At 66.7% G+C, this 17774-nt stretch carries 13 protein-coding genes and 1 tRNA gene; 11 read left to right on the top strand and 3 right to left on the bottom strand.

Features of this window, described 5'->3' with window-relative positions; genetic code table 11:
- Positions 1-746 precede the first annotated feature (746 nt).
- Positions 747-1880 (top strand): DUF2336 domain-containing protein, encoded by a 1134-nt coding sequence (locus J7U37_RS20520; protein ID WP_247636915.1) that lies wholly within the window; start codon positions 747-749, stop codon positions 1878-1880.
- Positions 1881-2676: 796 nt separating this feature from the next.
- Entirely contained in the window at positions 2677-3861 is a 1185-nt protein-coding gene (locus J7U37_RS20515) for a VCBS domain-containing protein (RefSeq protein ID WP_247636914.1), read from the top strand.
- Between the two features lie 18 nt (positions 3862-3879).
- On the opposite strand, the gene J7U37_RS20510 is transcribed toward J7U37_RS20515, so the two are convergent.
- A complete protein-coding gene (locus J7U37_RS20510) occupies positions 3880-4800 on the bottom strand; it encodes a LysR family transcriptional regulator (protein ID WP_247636913.1) in 921 nt (306 codons plus the stop codon).
- Between the two features lie 245 nt (positions 4801-5045).
- Here J7U37_RS20510 and J7U37_RS20505 point away from each other — a divergent pair, with 245 nt between their 5' ends.
- From J7U37_RS20505 to J7U37_RS20480, 6 genes are all read left to right on the top strand, one after another.
- Positions 5046-6092 carry an Atu2307/SP_0267 family LLM class monooxygenase gene (locus J7U37_RS20505; RefSeq protein WP_247636918.1) on the top strand — a complete coding sequence of 349 codons (1047 nt, stop codon included), beginning with the start codon at positions 5046-5048 and terminating at the stop codon, positions 6090-6092.
- Positions 6093-6278: 186 nt separating this feature from the next.
- Entirely contained in the window at positions 6279-6635 is a 357-nt protein-coding gene (locus tag J7U37_RS20500; RefSeq protein ID WP_247636912.1) for a hypothetical protein, read from the top strand.
- 537 nt (positions 6636-7172) lie between these two features.
- The gene (locus J7U37_RS20495) at positions 7173-12434 is read left to right on the top strand and encodes a DUF4011 domain-containing protein (RefSeq protein WP_247636911.1); all 5262 of its coding nucleotides are present in this window, start codon (positions 7173-7175) and stop codon (positions 12432-12434) included.
- A 90-nt stretch (positions 12435-12524) separates the two neighbouring features.
- Complete coding sequence (locus J7U37_RS20490) at positions 12525-12902, top strand: response regulator (RefSeq protein WP_247636910.1); 378 nt, start codon at positions 12525-12527, stop codon at positions 12900-12902.
- A 45-nt stretch (positions 12903-12947) separates the two neighbouring features.
- Positions 12948-14231, top strand: coding sequence for an NAD(P)/FAD-dependent oxidoreductase (locus J7U37_RS20485; protein ID WP_247636909.1), 1284 nt, complete (start codon positions 12948-12950; stop codon positions 14229-14231).
- A 138-nt stretch (positions 14232-14369) separates the two neighbouring features.
- Positions 14370-14741, top strand: a complete 372-nt coding sequence (locus J7U37_RS20480; protein ID WP_244476968.1) for a hypothetical protein — start codon at positions 14370-14372, stop codon at positions 14739-14741.
- A 7-nt stretch (positions 14742-14748) separates the two neighbouring features.
- On the opposite strand, the gene J7U37_RS20475 is transcribed toward J7U37_RS20480, so the two are convergent.
- Positions 14749-14979, bottom strand: a complete 231-nt coding sequence (locus J7U37_RS20475; protein ID WP_056181677.1) for a tautomerase family protein — start codon at positions 14977-14979, stop codon at positions 14749-14751.
- Positions 14980-15287: 308 nt separating this feature from the next.
- Here J7U37_RS20475 and J7U37_RS20470 point away from each other — a divergent pair, with 308 nt between their 5' ends.
- From J7U37_RS20470 to J7U37_RS20460, 3 genes are all read left to right on the top strand, one after another.
- A complete protein-coding gene (locus J7U37_RS20470; RefSeq protein ID WP_247636908.1) occupies positions 15288-15545 on the top strand; it encodes a hypothetical protein in 258 nt (85 codons plus the stop codon).
- A 57-nt stretch (positions 15546-15602) separates the two neighbouring features.
- Positions 15603-16805 carry a Na+/H+ antiporter NhaA gene (gene nhaA / locus J7U37_RS20465; RefSeq protein WP_247636907.1) on the top strand — a complete coding sequence of 401 codons (1203 nt, stop codon included), beginning with the start codon at positions 15603-15605 and terminating at the stop codon, positions 16803-16805.
- A 411-nt stretch (positions 16806-17216) separates the two neighbouring features.
- Positions 17217-17660, top strand: a complete 444-nt coding sequence (locus J7U37_RS20460) for a DMT family transporter (protein ID WP_247636906.1) — start codon at positions 17217-17219, stop codon at positions 17658-17660.
- A 37-nt stretch (positions 17661-17697) separates the two neighbouring features.
- Here J7U37_RS20460 and J7U37_RS20455 read toward each other — a convergent pair.
- Positions 17698-17772 (bottom strand) — tRNA-Val (locus J7U37_RS20455).
- Positions 17773-17774: the final 2 nt, after the last annotated feature.

The following is a 17774-nucleotide window of genomic DNA, read 5'->3' as shown; positions in this document are numbered from 1 at the left end:
ACTGCGTCCAGGACGCGAATGCGCAGATCGTGACTGTAGGCACGGGCCATGGCGATCTCCCTGACGAACCTTCAGGGATCAACGCTCACCTCGCCGCAACGACTCAGGGATCGTGGAAAACGCTCTAGAGTATTTACCAGTCCGCAGCAATATCATGCCGAGTGAATCGATGGTGGGCCGGATAAGATTGGGCAGCCTTGTCGTTGCACCCGCGCTCTTCGACTTCGTTGCGACCGCCGCGCAGCCCGGCACCGGCATTTCGCCAAAAGCATCCTGGGGCCGAGGCTCCAGGAAGCCGTGAAAGCAGCAAATCCTGCGCAAGCGGAGACTGCGCAACTCGACTGTACCAGCCGGGGTTTGCGGGTCCTCCCTGTCAGGCGCATCCGTCCGACCGTCCGCCTCCAATTCTATCAAACGCTCGGCCGCGAGGCGGGCAGCGCTTTGGATCAGCTCGAACGCCGCGCGAATGCACCGGATGGCGCAGCTGCGTCGAACCGTTCGGCCGTATGACGAGTGGCCTTCCAAGCGCTTCCGAAAGCCCTTTCTCAACGCGGGGTGGGGAAAAGAACGTCACAGCCAGTTTCTGCTTGAGCGCCAACGCATTGACGCTGGGCGGCTCGAATTTGCTTCAAATGCCGAAGGTTGCGGCCATGATTAATTAGGCTACGGCTTTCTAAAGCAGTGGAAAGGACAATCAAGATCAAATCCAGGCGACTCATTCGGCCGTTGACGCGGGAGCTTAAGCTTTGCCCTATCAATTCATGGAAGACGCAAGATTAATGCGTCTTCTTGAAAGCTTTGTTGCGAATGCGCCAAGTTCGTCTGCACTGAAGATCGCAGACCAGTTCGACAATCCGCTATCCGACAATGAAGTTCGTGTCTTCGATGAAATTCTTCTACGAATGTCAAGGATTGAGACACTCAGTGTTCGTGCAAAGCTCGCCCGTAGCCTATCTCATCTCAGTCGCGGCCCGGCACAAACAGTGAAAGAACTATCTTATGATCTGCACAGCGAAGTCGCCAGCCCGCTCCTGTCCGGTTCGGTGCTGGCGCTCGACGAGGATCTGATCGCGATTGCTCATGTCCGGAGCCAGCAACACCTGGATGCCATCGCCAAGCGGCCTCACGTCAGCATTCCCGTCACGGATGTCGTGGTCTGGCGCGGAACCTGGCCGGTTCTCCGAACGCTGTCGGCCAACCGGACCGCTCGGTTGTCGCACGGGGGATTGCTCCGCCTTGTCGCGATCTCGCAAGGTGACGGCCACATCACCGTGGCCCTGACGAAACGCCAGGATGTCCCACCGGAAACCAGGAAGGTGCTCCTCACGCAGTTCAGGCAGATGGTCGAGACGCGGCAGCCTCCCTTCTGCGGTGAGAATTCCGGCCTCAGCCTCGAAAGCAGCCGCATGCCCGCCATCCTGGCTCCGCAGGTCTCGGCGGGCGATGCGCTCTCCGACCGCCGATTGCGCGCGGCGGTAGCGCGCGTCCGAAGCCTGGAAGCGCAACGTCCGCTCGCACCCGTCGACATCGCCGACGCCCTGACGCGGGATAACCTCGCCGAAGCGCTGGCCGTGATTGCCTACCTCGCGGAGGCCGAGATCGATGTCCTCGCGCGATCTGTGACAGGGACCGGCCCCACGCGGCATCATGCGCTTTTGATCATGAAAGCCGCAGACCTGCCCTGGACCCTGGTCGAACGCGTCCTGCTGGACGTGGTGCGAGTGGTGACTCCGGGTGCCGATCCGGCGCCGAGCCAAATCTCGGCCCAGCGGCAGACCTACGCGAAGCTCCTGCGCCGGACCGCCCAGCGCGCCCTCAAGGCGATTCATCTGCGGTCTCGGATCCGCGTCATTGAGGGCGGGATGACCGGGGGCCTTTGACGATTTCGATGCGGACTTCCGCATTGGACCGAGAGGCACCTACGCGCCGGATCTGTGTCGACGGAGGCCGACAACCCGGCACCGGGACATCACACCATTGGTATAGATTCGTCCCTGCGCCGGATCCGCGCAGCGAGTTTTGCTTCGATAAAGTGACAGATCTACATTCTGGCAGATTTCGACCGACAAAACGACAACTTCAGCGACATCTTCACAGGACCATGACGCGTGGGACTGGGCAAACCCGAGTTTGCTCGAGCAATTAAAACCAATAGGTCTTGTCGTTCAGATCGGCAGTTCACCCCATCGATCGCACCAGAAGCCCCATATAAATGATTCGTTAATTATAGCATCCAGAACGTTTTCAGGAATGAGTGTCGTTTCGCTGACGGTTGCGCATGGAGCCATGGAACCGGGCTGGATCTCTTCTGCTACAAATGATCACCCCAATCCGCCCTTTGACTCAGGATTGCCATCCACTATACTTATACTAATGATCCTAAATCTGACATCCCGCAACACAGTGCGAGCGCCTCGGATGATACGGGCGCGAGCATCCATATATTTTCTTCGGAATATGGTGATCTCAGCTTCGCAAGCGACAGCATCACCGCCGGCACCGTATCCGGCGTAAACATGATGTCGTCGGACTGGCGGGGCGACGCGACCGCGGTTATCTCTCTCAATCAAGCTTGGAATTCGAGCCGCGGCATCGAGATTGCCGAGTTCAGCGGAACGAGGCTGGTGCTCCAGAACTGAGGCGACGCCTGAATTCATCTCTCAGACAACCTCGACCATGCCATCACGCTGGACGGGTCCAAGCGCGGCGAAGTGGTTTTCGGCAACGGCAACAACATCGTCCTTATCGGCGCCGAAAACACGGGACATCGATCCGCGTGATGCCGAGTGCCACGACGGCAGGATCTCGGTCGGGTCCGATGCCGGGACGTGGGCGCTGTCGACGCTCCTTCTCGCCAATGACCGGGCGATCGACGCGTGCGACACCCTCCACATCACCAGCGTCGAGACCGGGAGCACCATGGGCAGCGTTGCCTTCGACGCAGCGAGGGATCTTCTGTCCTACGCCGCATCGAACCAGGTTGCCTTTGCCGAAGGCGAGCACGGCACGGATCGGTTCACCTACTCGATCAGCGACGGGCATGGCGGCGTCAGCACCGCGACCGTCACCCTGGACATCGTCGGCACCAACGATGCGGTGGTGCTGGACGCCGATGCCTCGGGTCCTCACCGCCTGAGCGAGACCGCAAAAGTCACTGGAAGTCTCGCGGCGCAGGCCGCCAGCGGCGACTTGCGCTTCCACGATGCCGACCTGTCTGACACGCACGTCACCACGGCCGGCCCCGCGCGCTTCTCATGGTCCGGCGGCCAACTCACCATGGATCAAGTCACGTTGCTGACTGCGGCGAGCACATTCAGCCTGCAACTGACCGACAGCACCGGCACCGGCGCAGGTCGTGTTCAGTTCGCGTACGGCACGGTCGACAAGACCTTCGATTTCCTGGCCTGGGACGAGACCTTGACCGTCATCTACGACGTTCAGGTGGCGGATGGCCACGGCTCACCGTCTCTGCAGGCCGTCGACATCATGGTGACGGGCGCCAACGATGCGCTGACGATCGCCCAGGCTCAGAGCCTGGCCAGCGAAACGGTGCGCGAGCGGTCGAGCACGACCGGCAATGCCGCTCTCGACCAGACCTCCGGACGCATCGCCTTCAGCGACGCGGACCTGACCGATCGTCCGGACGCGACGGTGGTGGGTCAGACCACCGTGTACAAGGGCGCGAGGGGTGCAGAATACACTCTCGATGCAGCACAATCGGCCACCATCAGGAATGGCTTCGCTCTGACGGTCGATACACGCAATACCAATTCCGGGGCCGTAAACTGGAGCTTCGCCCTCAAAGACAGCAGCGTAGTCGGCAAGCAGGCGGGTGCCTTGGTGGTCAGCCACTTCGCCTGATTGCCGGCCGGTGGGCCTTCACGGGTCCCCGTCCGGCTCCCCATCGGTCGAGCGCCGTTTCAGGCGCTCAATCATCCAGCGCCCAGCCGGTCCGGGCGGCGCGGCGGTTCGGTAAACCGCCGAGATCGGCAGGGACAGCCCTCCCGGCGGAACGTCTTCGATCGCCAGTTCGACGAGGCGGCCCTCGGCGATATCCTGGCGGACCGAATGCAGCGGCATGCCGCCCCAGCCGAGCCCGCTGACCAGAAAGGCATGCTTAGCGAACAGATCGGCTAGGCGCCACGTCGTCGGTGACATCACACCGAACTCGCGTCCGGCCGAGAGCTCGGAGCGATCCGTGAGGACGAGCTGGATATGCTGCGCCAGGACGTCTCTGGGAATCATGTCGCGATGTGCCGCCAGCGGGTGATCGGACGCCGCGACCATCACGAACTCGACGGTCCCGATCCGCTCGACCGTCAAGCCTGCGGGCAGGGTCGGAAGCGAGCCCACCAGGCCGAAGCTCGCCCGCTGATCGAGGACGGGTTGAATCACCGCCCCAAGCGCCTCCACGTAGAGACGCAGCGGCGTCGCCGGGAACTGCACGCGGAACTCGCGGGCGGTGTCGGCCAGAACCCGGATCGGGAAGAATACGTCGATCACGGCGGTCAATTCCGCCTCGAGCCCGCCGGCCATCCCCTTGGCCCGCGCCTTCATGCCGTCGACCCCGGCGACGATCGCGCGGGCATCGGCGAGAAGCAGGACGCCCTCGGTCGTCAGGCGGGGATAGCGCCCGCTCCGATCGAACAGCGTGACGCCGAGTTGCGCTTCGAGGTTGGCGATTGTTTCGCTGACGGCCGATTGCGTCCGCCGGACACGACGGGCTGCCGCGGAGAAGCTGCCCTCATCGGCCGCCGCCTGGAAGATCCGCAATTGGTCCAGCGAGACTCCGTCGAGCATGGTCAGACACCTCCATCGGCCAGCCCGATGGGTAAAATCAAAACTAGCCCGATGTCATCGCCTGGCACTGGGAACATGACGGGTTATCTCAGGCCGAAGACGTCCGTCGCCATCAACGGACCGGTGTGGCAACCATCGTCGCTGACGATGGATCGCATCGCAAGAGACCGGCTGGTCTGAAACTGGCCGCCTGTCATGTAGGGGAAACAGTCTAGGACGCCGACAACCACCACGAGGGCATGACGATGGAAATCGGGATCGACAGCTTCGCCGCTACCATGCCGGATCTGGAGACGGGCCGAACAGTCTCGCCGGCGGACCGGATAGAGGCACTGCTGGCCGAGGTGGAGACCGCCGACCGGGTGGGCCTCGACGTCTTCGGCATCGGCGAGCACCATCGCACGGAGTTCCTCGATTCGGCCCCCACCGTCATCCTGGCCGCGGCCGCGGCGCGAACCCGGCGTATCCGGCTCGCCAGCGCCGTTACGGTGCTCAGCGCCGCCGATCCGGTACGGGTCTTCCAGGAATTTGCAACCGTGGATCTCATCGCCAGAGGTCGCGCGGAGATCGTCGTCGGTCGCGGCTCGTTCGGGGAAGCCTATCCGTTGTTCGGGTTCGCCCGGGAGGATTACGACGCCCTGTTCGCGGAAAAGCTCGACCTGCTCCTGACGCTGCGCAACGAGGTCCATGTGACCTGGAGCGGACGCTTCCGTCCCCCGCTCAGCGGTCAAGGCGTCTATCCGCGTCCCCATCAAGCCCAGATTCCGATATGGCTCGGGGTCGGAGGTACCCCGCAATCCTTCGCGCGCGCGGGTACGCTCGGCCTGCCCCTGATGGTGGCGATCATCGGCGGCAGCTTCCAGCGCTTCCGTCCCCTCGTCGATCTCTACCGCGAGGCGGGCCGCAGGGCTGGACATGCGCCGGACACGCTCCGCGTCGGAGTCCACGCCATGGGCTTCGTCGGCGACACCGATCAGGCCGCGCGCGATGCGTTCTTCCCCGGTTGGGCACACATGTTCACCGAGATCGGGCGCGAGCGCGGCTGGGCCCGAGCCAACCGTGTCCAATTCGACGCGATGTGTGGGCCGGACGGCGCCTTCCTGATCGGTTCGGTCGAAACGGTCGGCGCCAAGATCCTGGCTGCGAACGAGGCCTTGGGCGGCCTATCCCGCGTCACCTTCCAGATGAGTTCGGCCATGCTGGAGACCGACGCAATGCAGCGTTCGATCACGCTGCTCGGCACGCGGGTCGCCCCCGCCGTCAAAGCTGTTTTGGCCGGCACCCGGCCATGATGGCGTGGATGCCCGGCGCGTGCCGGACGGCGCTCACGGCCGGCATTGGGCGGGACGCCGTTCTGCATGCGTCGGACGGTTGAGTTTGGCCGAATGATCGAAACCCTGGCGCGAGTTAAACAATAATTCACCGCATGATGCTTTCTTGCCGCGATCCCCACCTGTGTTTTGAGAGGAGGTTCAGAGATGGAGGCCGAGAGGAAGCTTGCGAGCCAAGCCACCGTCAATGAAGAGGCCGATCGCATCCGGGAGATCTTCAAAGAATCCTTCCAACAGACGGACGGAAGCCTGGAGCGCCTTTTCCCAAGCAATTTTACCGAGACCATCGCTCAGAGAGCAGAGACCGGCAAACCGGCGGATGATGACTTTGATTGGTCGGTAACACTGGCCAACGTCGAAGCGATCGTCGATGCCAGCAATGCCAGCCGATCCGCCATCGTACAGGCGGAGATGCGTGCGGAAATCGCGGAGGCCAAGGCCAAGGAAGCGCTTCATTGGCTTCGGACCCTACACAACGCCGTTCTCAAAGGACTTCCCCGTTAAGGTTCACGAGGCAACTGGCTCGGGCTCCGGCGGGGCCCGCTCATCGGCTGTGACATCGCTTCATCGTTGCGCTTTGCCGGATCGTGTAAGGTGATGTGGCATAGGGGCAGTGGACATGGTCAGGTTTCTTTTGAAGTGGCTCGTGCTCTCGATTCCCCTGGGGATCTCTCTCGGGAAATTCATTAAGGCCGCTAAAGAACCGGGCCGGGGGATGCCCCAGCCACAGACCGCGAAGCGCGGCGACGTAGTACGGCGCTCCGACCCGGCATAACGGTGCCCCGGACTCGCCTCGGTCTGCTTCTCCCGACCGGGCTTTCCACCGCTGACGCATCCGACGAACCGATCGAACTCGATCGTGCTTAGGCATCGGGCCTCCAAGCTCTTACCCCTGCCCCAGTTCACAACCTGTGGTTTTTCCTTGCGCGCGACCTCGCGTACAACCAAGCCATGGCACGCCCGAGAGCGTTGACCTGCAGACAGGATGATCTGCGGGAATCCTGATCGGCAGGAATCTTCGGGCTGCCGGGAGGAAGCGCAATGGCGGTTGCGGTGCGGGCGGATGTGTCGAGCAGGATTGGTCTCGCCTCGCACCAGAACGCCCGTCCGGTTCTCAACGAACTGGAGATCGTCGGCGACGACGAAGTCCACGCGGATCTCGTCGTGACGCTGACGGCCGACCCGTCCTTTCTGAAGCCGCGCTCCTGGACGATTGATCGCATCCGTCCAGGCGGGTCCGTCCGGTTGGCTGACCGCGACGTTTCGCTCGCCGCAGGTTTCCTGGCGGACCTGAACGAAACGGTCACCGGCACGGTCATGCTGCGTGTGTCTCATGCGGACCGGACGCTGGCCGTCAGCGAGCATCCGGTTACGCTTCTGAAGCCATCCGAATGGGGCGGGGCGGCGTCGATGGGCGAGTTGCTCGCCGCCTTCGTGACGCCGACCGATCCGGCGGTCGATGGCATTCTGCTGGAAACCTCGGGAATCCTCCGGCGTGCGGGTAAACCGGATGGCTTCGATGGCTATGCGGACCGCTCGCGGAGCCGCGCCTGGGATGTCACCTCGGCGATCTGGTCCGCCATCTGCGGGTTGCGCCTCGTCGGAGAGCGATCGCCTGCCGGCTTTGCGACCGAGGGTCAGGCAGTGCGTTCTCCGACCGACATCCTGAAGGATGGAAGGGCGACGGACCTGGATCTGGCGCTCCTGTTCGCCGCCGTGGTCGAACAAGCCGGCCTCAACCCCCTCGTGGTGCTGACCGGGGAACAGGCCCTTGCGGGAGCCTGGCTGCAGCCACAGGAATTTGCGGCCCTCGTTACGGACGAGGCGGCCTCCCTTCGGAAGCGGGCCGATCTCCAGGATCTCGTGTTGCTCGAAACGGCTCTGACTGGGCAGGCTCATCCGCCCGGCTTCGGCAGCGCCCTGGCAGGAGCGCGCCGGCGGATCGCGGAGGATGCCGACTCCACCTTCACCATAGCGTTGGACATCCGCCGCGCGCGCCTGCGCCGCATCCACCCGCTCGACACCCCGCGACACAGCCCCCCGAATAACCCGTCGGACGATTCAGCCGTGCGGGTCGGAACGCTCGCGTCCTTCGAAGCGGCCCCGCCCCTTCCCGCCTTCGACGTCGAGGTGACGGCGGAGCCGAGCACGCCGGCCGGCCGGATCGCGCTCTGGCAGCGCCGTCTGCTGGACCTCACAACGCGCAACCGGCTGCTCAACCTGCCCGAAGGTGCGAAGGCCGTCCGGCTCGCCTGCCCGGAACCGGCGAGGCTGGAGGACCGCCTGTCGGCGGGCAAACGAATTCGCGTCGTCGCCGAACCCGACTTCGGGAACGGCGGACCCGGCAAGACCTCCGGTCCGCTCCCGGACGGCGAGGACCAGCGAGCGGCTTATGCCCGCGCCGCCCTCGAACGCGATCAGGTCGTCGCCGTCGGCGACGCGAAGCATCGCGATGTAAAACACCTCGATCAGATGCTGATCGACCTCTACCGGAAGGCGAGGTCCGATCTGGAGGAAGGCGGAGCCAACACGCTCTACCTCGCTCTCGGCTTCCTGAAGTGGCGCCGCTCGGGCGCCGACACGCGGGTCTACCAGGCGCCCCTCATCCTCCTGCCGGTGAAACTGGAGCGGATGAGCGCTCTGTCCGGAGTCGCCCTGCTGCGCCATGACGACGAGGCGCGCTTCAATCTCACGCTTCTGGAAATGCTGCGCCAGGATTTCGCGCTGCCGATCCCAGGACTGGACGGCTCCCTGCCGATGGATGCGAGCGGCGTCGATGTGGCTGGGATCTGGAACCTCGTGCGGCGGGCGGTGCGGGACGTGCCGGGCTTCGAGGTCACCGAGGATGTGGTGATCAGCACCTTCTCCTTCGCCAAATATCTAATGTGGAAGGATTTGGCGGACCGAAGTGATCAATTGGCTGCGAGCCCTGTCGTGCGGCATTTGATCGAGCGGGCGCGTGAGCGTTTTCCCGAGGGGCCGCCCTTTCCGAGACCAGAGCACCTCGACGACGCGATCGACCCGTCGGCACTCTTTGTTCCCCTTCCGGCGGATTCCTCGCAGATCGCGGCGGTCGTCGCCTCCGCGCGGGGCTGCAACTTCGTCCTCGACGGACCGCCCGGTACGGGCAAGTCACAGACCATCGCCAACATGATCGCGCATAATCTCGCCCTCGGACGGCGCATCCTATTCGTGGCGGAAAAGCGCGCCGCCCTCGACGTGGTCCATCGGCGGCTCGCGGAGAAAGGTCTCGGCACGTTCTGCCTGGAACTTCATTCGAACAGGGCATCGAAGCTCGAGGTCCTGAAGAGCCTTGAACGCGCCTGGGAGACTCGGGATGCCTTGTCCCCCGAGGAATGGGCCCGCGAAGCCGCTCAGGTCCGACGGCTGCGGGATCGTCTCAACGCGGTCGTCCGACTGCTGCACGAGAGGCATGGGAACGGCTTGACGCTGCACGGCGCCATCGGGCGCGTGGTGCGGGACTGGTCGCCCGAACTGCCGGACCTCGGCTGGACCGAAGACGTCGCGCACGACAAAGCGTCCCTTGATGCCCTGCGGGAGACCGTCCACCGGCTGGACCTGCATCACAGCGCCATTCCTGTCATCCCCGACGCCTTCGCGCCCATTCGGCACCAGGCCTGGTCGAATGGCTGGCAGGCGCGGACCCTGGCCGCCGCACGGGCGATCGCGCCAGCGCGCAGCGCCCTCGACGAGGCGCGGGATGGGATCCTGGCCGCCACGCGCCTGCGCTATCCGGCGACCGACCTCGATACGATCGCCAAGCTCCATCGGCTGGCCACGGCACTGCTCGCGGCATCGGGCCAGGATCTGCGCTTTGCCTTCGCGCCCGACGCCACCGCCCGCATCGCACGTGTCCGAAATGTCGCCGATGCGATCGACGGATTCCGAGCGGCGGAGACGAGCCTATCGACATCCTATTCAGCGGACGGGCTGCGGCGCCTGGACCTCGACCGGCTGGATGCCGCGTGGGCCGAAGCAGCGCGGAGCGTTTGGCCCTTCAACGTTCTCGCGCGCCGCCGCGTCACCGCGCGACTTCGGAGGGAAGGCCACGCGATTGCGCGGCCCGACCCTGCACGTGACCTGCCGGTGCTGCGTCGGATGGCAGGCTTCCAGAGCTTCGTCGCCTCCGCAGCGCCGGACCTCGCCGGTCCGCCCGGGTGCGACGCCGGCCACGACACCGTTGCGATGCGGCGCACGGCCGAGATCGCCGAGGCGCTGCGATCGGCACTCTCCGCAGCCGCCGCCGATGCCGACACGCTCACTGCGCTTGCGCGGGTAACCGCCACCCTGGTGATCGAAGCCAACGATCTGCTGAGCCCGGATGGCCGGATCGCCGGGGCGGCCGCCGACCTCGGACTTCGCCTCGCTGCGTGGGAGGACACAGCGGGCCATCTCGCGGTCCTGCTGGCCCTCGGCCCTTCGGCGAGCCGGGACCTCGACGGGATATCGGCCCTGGGGGCCGCCATTGCGACGGCGCCCGCCGGGCTCAAGCCATGGTGCGACTGGCAGCGGGTTCGGCAGACTGCCCTCGACGCGGGTTTGCGGGCGGTCGTTCTGGCCCTGGAGGCCGGAACCGTGGCGGAGGGCGGCGCGCTCGCCCTGTTCGAGACGATCCATGCCCGCTGGTTCGCGGCGCGCGGCATCGATGCCGAGCCCGACCTGCGGGATCTGGTCACGGCCGAGCACGGCGATGCGATCGACGCCTTTCGCCGCCTGGACGAACGCCTCGACGCGCTCGCGATCCGCATGATCCGGGCACGCATCTGCGGGTTGATCCCCGACAAGGACACGGTCGGGCGCAAGGGTGGATACGGCGTCCTGAAGCATGAACTGCGCAAGCAGCGCGCGCACAAACCCATCCGCCAACTCGCCGCCGAAATGGGCGAGGCCTTTACCCGCCTCGCGCCGTGCATGCTCATGAGTCCCTTGTCGATCGCGCAGTACCTACCGCCGGATCAGGCCCTGTTCGACCTCGTCATCTTCGATGAAGCGTCGCAGATCACCCCCTGGGACGCGATCGGCTCGATCGCCCGCGGACGGCAGGTCGTCGTCGCCGGCGATCCGCGACAGATGCCGCCGACCAGCTTCTTCACGCGATCCGCGAATGCCGACGAGGCAGACGAGGTCGAGGCCGACATGGTCAGCATTCTCGACGAATGCCTCGCGGCCGGCGTCCCGAGCCATGGGCTGAGCTGGCACTATCGCAGCCGGCACGAAAGCCTGATCGCCTTCTCCAACCACCGCTACTACGACGGCGCCCTCATCACCTTTCCGGCTGCGGAGACCCGGGCCAGCGCGGTCGAATGGCGGCGCGTTTCGGGCGTCTACGCAAAGGGGAAGGGCCGGACGAACCAGATCGAGGCCCAGGCGATCGTTGCCGAGATCGTCCGGCGCCTGACCGACCCCGATTGTGTGGATCACGCCCATACCCTGGCCGTCATCACGCTGAACACCGAGCAGCAGGCGCTGATCGAGAACCTTCTCGATCTCGAGCGGAGACGGCGTCCCGAGATCGAGTACGCCTTCGGTGAGGACGTTCCGGAACCCGTGGTGGTCAAGAACCTGGAGACCGTGCAGGGCGACGAACGGGACGTGATCCTGCTCGGCATCGGCTACGGGCCGACAGAGGCCGAGGCCGGCACGATGTCCATGAACTTCGGTCCGCTCAACCGGGATGGCGGATGGCGACGCTTGAACGTCGCCCTCACACGCGCCCGTCGCGAAATGGTGGTGTTCACCTCCTTCGAACCAGGAATGATCGACCTCAATCGGACCAGCGCACCGGCGGTCAGGGACCTGAAGCACTTCCTCGAATTCGCCGAGCGCGGACCTCGCGCCCTGGCCGAGGCCGTCCAGGGCTCGCTCGGCGGCGCTGAATCTCCTTTCGAAGAGGCGGTCGCTGCGGCCTTGTCGGGTCGGGGGTGGGTCGTGGTTCCGCAGATCGGGGTATCGCGCTTCCGCATCGATCTCGGCGTGGTGCATCCCGACAGGCCGGGCGACTATCTCGCGGGTGTCGAGTGCGACGGGGCAACCTACCACGCTGCTGCCACGGCGCGCGATCGCGATAGGGTCAGGGCGACGATCCTGGAAGGCCTCGGCTGGTCGCTGGTCCGCGTCTGGTCGACGGATTGGTGGGTCGACCGGGCGGGTGCCCTCGACCGCCTCGACACCGCGCTGCGATCACGTCTGGCCGAGTCGCGCCTGCAGCTGACGGCGGCAGGCGGCGCGTTCGATCCACCCGCCGATCCCGAAAGCCCGGACGGCGAAACCTCGCTCCGCTGACGGCCCGCGGACCGGTCGTGGTGCAGCTGAACCAGCCCGCGCACGACGAGGTTGGTCACCATACCAGACCTCGTCCCTTAAGCACCCGCCATGAACCCCGATGAACACCGCGCCCTCGTCATCCTGGTCGAGGAGGAACCTGACCAGCGCCGCGCCATCGCCGACATGCTCGATCGGGCGGGCTTTGCGGTCGTGGGGGCGGAGACGACGGACCAGGGCCTGCGCCTGCTGGACGCGACACCGGACGCCCGAGGGCTGGTGACCGACGCGCATGTGCCGGGCGCGATCGATGGCTGGGAATTGGCGCAGCGTGCCCGCGCGCTAAGGCCGGATCTCGCGGTGGTTCTGATGTCGGGCCATTCCGATCCCACTTCCGGATTCTTGACGGAGGGAGCGGCCTTCCTGCTTAAACCGAACGTTCCAGCGAACCTCGCCACGACGCTGGGGGCGATGCTCGCGCAAGCCTGAGGGATCCTCGGGGATACATTCCGGCCCGGCTCCAGTTCTGCCAGCATGAGTCAGGAACAATCGTCATCCGGAGCAGTCACCGCTCGCGTCGTCATCGTGGGCGCCGGCTTCGGCGGCCTCGCGACCGCCAAGGCCCTGGCGGGGTCAGAAGTCGCGGTCACGCTGATCGACCAGCACAACTACCACCTGTTCGTACCGTTGCTGTACCAGGTGGCGACGGCAGCGCTCTCCCCCGCCGACATCGCCGAGCCGATCCGGCACATCCTGTCGGGAGCCCCTAACGTCAACGTGGTGATGGGGCGGGTCACGGGCATCGACCAGGGAGCCCGGCAGGTGCTGCTCGCGGATGGGAGCGGAATCGCCTACGATCGCCTCGTCATCGCCACGGGCTCGACAAGTACCTATTTCGGACATGACGCCTGGGCGCCGCACGCCGCGTCGCTGAAAAGCCTTGAGGAGGCGCGGACCATCCGCACGCGGGTGCTGCAGGCCTTCGAACGGGCGGAGCGAACCCAGGACCCGGCCGAGCGCGCGCGCCTGATGACGATCGTGGTCGTTGGCGGCGGTCCGACCGGCGTCGAGATGGCCGGCTCCATCGCCGAACTCGCCCACCACGCGCTCGCCCGCGATTTCCGCCACATCGATCCGACCACCGCGCGGGTGATCCTGGTCGAAGCCGGCCCGCGCCTGCTGACGGCCTTCCCGGAGGCGCTGGCGGCCTACGCGCTCGGCTCCCTGGAGCGCCTCGGGGTGAGCGTGATGACGGGCCAGGCGGTGCAGGACATCGATGCGGAAGGCGTGACGCTCGCCGGGCGGGTCGTCCCGGCCGCCACCGTGATCTGGGGGGCCGGGGTGCGCGCGTCGCCGGCGGCCGGGTGGCTCGGGGTGACGCCGGACCGGAACGGGCGCATCCCCGTCGAGCCCGACCTTTCGGTGACCGGGTGTCCGGACGTGTTCGCCCTGGGCGATACGGCGTTGATCCGCGATGCGGCGGGAGAGCCCCTGCCGGGTCTGGCCCAGGTCGCCCAGCAGCAGGGAAGCCATCTCGGTCGCGCCCTGCGCGAGGCCCTGACCCAGGGTAAACCCTTGCCTTCGTTCACGTTTCAGAATCGCGGCAACGCCGCCATCGTGGGGCGGCATGCGGCCATCTTCGATTTCGGGCGCGGACGCCGGCTCAAGGGTTTCCCGGCCTGGCTGCTCTGGGCGGCCGTGCACGTGGTGCTGCTGGTGGATTTCGCCCAGCGGACCCGGGTGTCGCTGCAATGGCTGTGGCGCTACCTGACCTATCGCCGGGGGGCGCGCCTGATCACCGCGCCGCCGGCCCGTTGAGCACCGGAGCTTACCCTGCGGCGAAGAGGTCGGCGCGGTTCAACGAAGTGGTGAGGAACGTGCGATAGAGTTCGTGGAATACACGCGAGCGTTCGTCGCGGTCGCGCCAGTTTTGAACCAAACCGAGGGAGAGTGCGGGTGAGTGCCGCTCCAGCAATATCGATCGGGGCCACGACGCCGGCCGACCGCCTGCCCGAGCTGTCGCGGCTCGCAGCCCGCTTCGCCGCGACGGTGCTGGACGCCCAGATCGCGGGCCGCCCGGTCCCGGACGACCAGATCCGCTACCTGCTCGACGCGGCCCTTCTACTGAACGAGTACGGCGCGGAACTGCCGTCGCCCCTCGACCAGATCATGCAGGATGCCAGTACGCCGAAGGCCCCCGAGGCGCAGCCGGAGGATGCGGAGTCCGGAAACGCGGGGCCGGCGGACGCCGCACCGGCCGAGGTCCAGGACGACGATGCCGGCCGACTGGCCTGGCTCCTGCGCCCCTTCCAGGGCGCGAAGCGCTGAGCGGGGCTCAGGGCAGAGTGTAGCCCGGCTTCCGGACCAGAACGTCCGGCTGGCCGACGATCTCGGGGTGATAGACCGTCGCCGCCCAGTCCGCCTCGGGCACGTCGACGATCGCCACCGAGAGCGCCGCCTCGGGCACCCCGGCGCTCGCCATTACGGCGGCCACGATCGCGTCGGCGATCTGCGTCTTCTGCTCGTCCGTCTTGCCGGGGTAGAGCTTCACGGTCACGTGCGGCATAGGTCGAATCCTTTGGCCCGGGGATCAAGGCGTGCGGGGCGAGGCCCCCCGGTCCATTGCCAGGAGCGCACGGGCTGGGCAAGCGCGTCGGCCCTCGGCGAGAGGGAAACGCTGCGGGTCCGCGAGGCGGTTCGCCGGCACGCGTAACGGCTCCTCCGCCGATGTGTGACGCCGGGTCGGTCGCCGGATTCCGCTGCTGAGGGATGAGGAACTTCCCCAGCCCCTTTGAATTCCCACCGCGGCCGGGCGCCATGCCCGCGCCGATCCCGGAGGAAAGCCGGGATCGTGGATTACCGGGGGAAACGCAGATGTTCGGCCGACTCGCTCTCGCGACCCTGCTCGCGCTTCCGGCCCTGACTTCGGGCGCCGCCTTCGCGGGCGAGGAGGAGCAGGCCGCCCTGTGCCGCGGCGACGTCATGCGCCTGTGCCTGAGCGCCGTGCCGAACCGCGACCAGATCGTCTCCTGCATGCGTGTGAACCGGGCGAGCCTCAGCCCCGGCTGCCGCACGGTGTTCGATGCGGGTTCCCGCGACCGGGCGGGGACGCGCTCGGCCAACCTGCGCTGACGGGGTTTTGCCGGTGGGACGGTTGAACCCCCGCCCGATCCCTGTAAGCCGGAGGGCATGCACGCCCCGTCCCCGCTCCGGCGGCCGTTCTCGGCCCTCCGTTCGACGCTCACCAGCGAGGCCGGTGGCGGCCTCGTCCTGATAGCGAGCGCCGCTCTCGCCCTCGGAGTGGCTAATTCCGCCCTGGCCGGGACCTACGTCTCGGCGCTCCAGGCGAAGCTCGGCGGCCTGACTGTGCTGCACTGGGTCAACGACGCCCTGATGGCGCTGTTCTTCCTGCTGGTCGGCCTCGAGATCAAGCGCGAGATGCTGGACGGGCGGCTGCGGACCTGGCCGGACCGCATCCTGCCGGGGCTTGCCGCCCTCGGCGGCATGGCTGCGCCGGCCCTGGTCTACCTGGCGGTGAACCGGCACTCGCCCGAGACAATGCGAGGCTGGGCGATCCCGGCCGCCACCGACATCGCCTTCGCCCTCGGGGTGCTGGCGCTGCTGGGGTCCCGGGTGCCGGTCTCGCTCAAGATCTTCCTGACCGCCCTGGCGATCATCGACGACCTCGGCGCCGTCATCATCATCGCGCTGTTCTACACCGCCGACCTGTCGGTGCCGATGCTCGGCGGAGCCGCCGTGACGCTGGCCCTGCTCTACGGCCTGAACCGGGCCGGGATCAGCCGCCTGTCGCCCTACCTGCTGCTGGGGCTGGTGCTCTGGGTCTTCGTTCTTAAATCCGGCATTCACGCCACGGTCGCGGGCGTGCTCCTGGCGCTGACGATCCCGCTGCGCCTCAGCACCGGCCGGCCGGACGACCCGACCTCGCCGCTGCACCGGCTCGAACACGCGATCCAGCCCTGGTCGGCCTACCTGATCCTGCCGATCTTCGGCTTCGCCAATGCGGGCGTGTCCCTCGCGGGCTTCACGCCCGGGATGCTGCTCGATCCGGTGACCCTGGGCGTGGCCCTCGGCCTCGTCGTCGGCAAGCAGGCCGGGGTGTTCGGTCTCGTCGTCCTGGCGGTGAAACTCGGCCTCGCCCAGCGGCCGGCGGGGGCCGGGTGGCTGCAGATCTACGGGGTCTCGCTCCTGTGCGGCATCGGCTTCACCATGAGCCTGTTCATCGGACTCCTGGCCTTCGCCGGCGCGCCGGAGCTCGAATCCGAGACCAAGGTCGGCGTTCTGGCCGGATCGATCGTCTGCATGCTGGCCGGCGCGCTGGTGCTGCTGGTCGCACCCCGCCGCGAGGTGGGGGCGACCGAACGCGCCCGCTGAGGGGGCTGGCCGGGACGAGCGGGGGCGCCCGCCTGCCTGCGCGCTCTCGGGCGCGCCCATCCTGGTGCCGTCCGCGTGCTGCACGTCACCCTGCTGGGTAAGCAGGCGGGAAAGGAGTGTTCTGGAGGTCATCTGCGGATGGGATTCAGGCCCCACGGGGCTCCCTCTCCCGGAAGGAGAGGCCTGGGGTGAGGTGTGTGACCGCTCCGGACACTCCCCACACCAGCCCGCAGAGGGGGAGAGAAGAGCCCGCGCTTCGACAACACCGTTCCGGACACCGTCTCCCCGACTGCGCACGAACGTCGCAGGTCTGAAAGCTCGGGCCGGCGCAGCGGTTGTCGCGAGTGGCAGCAACGCCAGACCGGCACGCCTCCGCGTCCGGTCGGATGCCGGGACCGAGACGGACACGCCATGCCCCTCCTCATCGCCTTCATCGCGGCCGCCGCGGGCGTGCTGAACACGGTCCAGGCGGGGGCGAACACCACCCTGGCGCGGACACTCGGCCAGCCGATCCTCGCCGCCTTCGTGGTGACGGGGGCCAATGCGGCGGTCTATCTGCTGGCCGTGCCGTTCGTCGGCCTCGCTTGGCCCGGCACCGCCCGGGTCGCGGGCGTGCCCTGGTGGGCCTGGGCCGGCGGCGCCATGGGCGGGGTCTACGTGCTGGCGATGATCTTCCTGGCGGAGCGCCTCGGCGCGGCGATCTTCACCGGCATCACCGTGACGGCGGCGATCCTGACCTCGACCTTGCTCGACCATCACGGATGGCTCGGCTTCGCCCAGCACGCGGCGGGGACGGGGCGCATCCTCGGCTGCCTGCTGATGGTCGGCGGCCTGGTGCTGGTGTCGATCTTCTGAAGGGATCGTCGAAGCGTCGAGGCGGCTTCGAAGGAAATGGTGGGCGCGACAGGGATCGAACCTGTGACCCTTCGCGTGTGAAGCGAATGCTCTCCCGCTGAGCTACGCACCCGG

This window comes from Methylobacterium sp. 37f (genome assembly GCF_023093475.1).
Taxonomy (GTDB): Bacteria; Pseudomonadota; Alphaproteobacteria; order Rhizobiales; family Beijerinckiaceae; genus Methylobacterium.
Note: the sequence above shows the minus strand (reverse complement) of the source record. Positions and strands in the feature narration are given on the sequence as shown.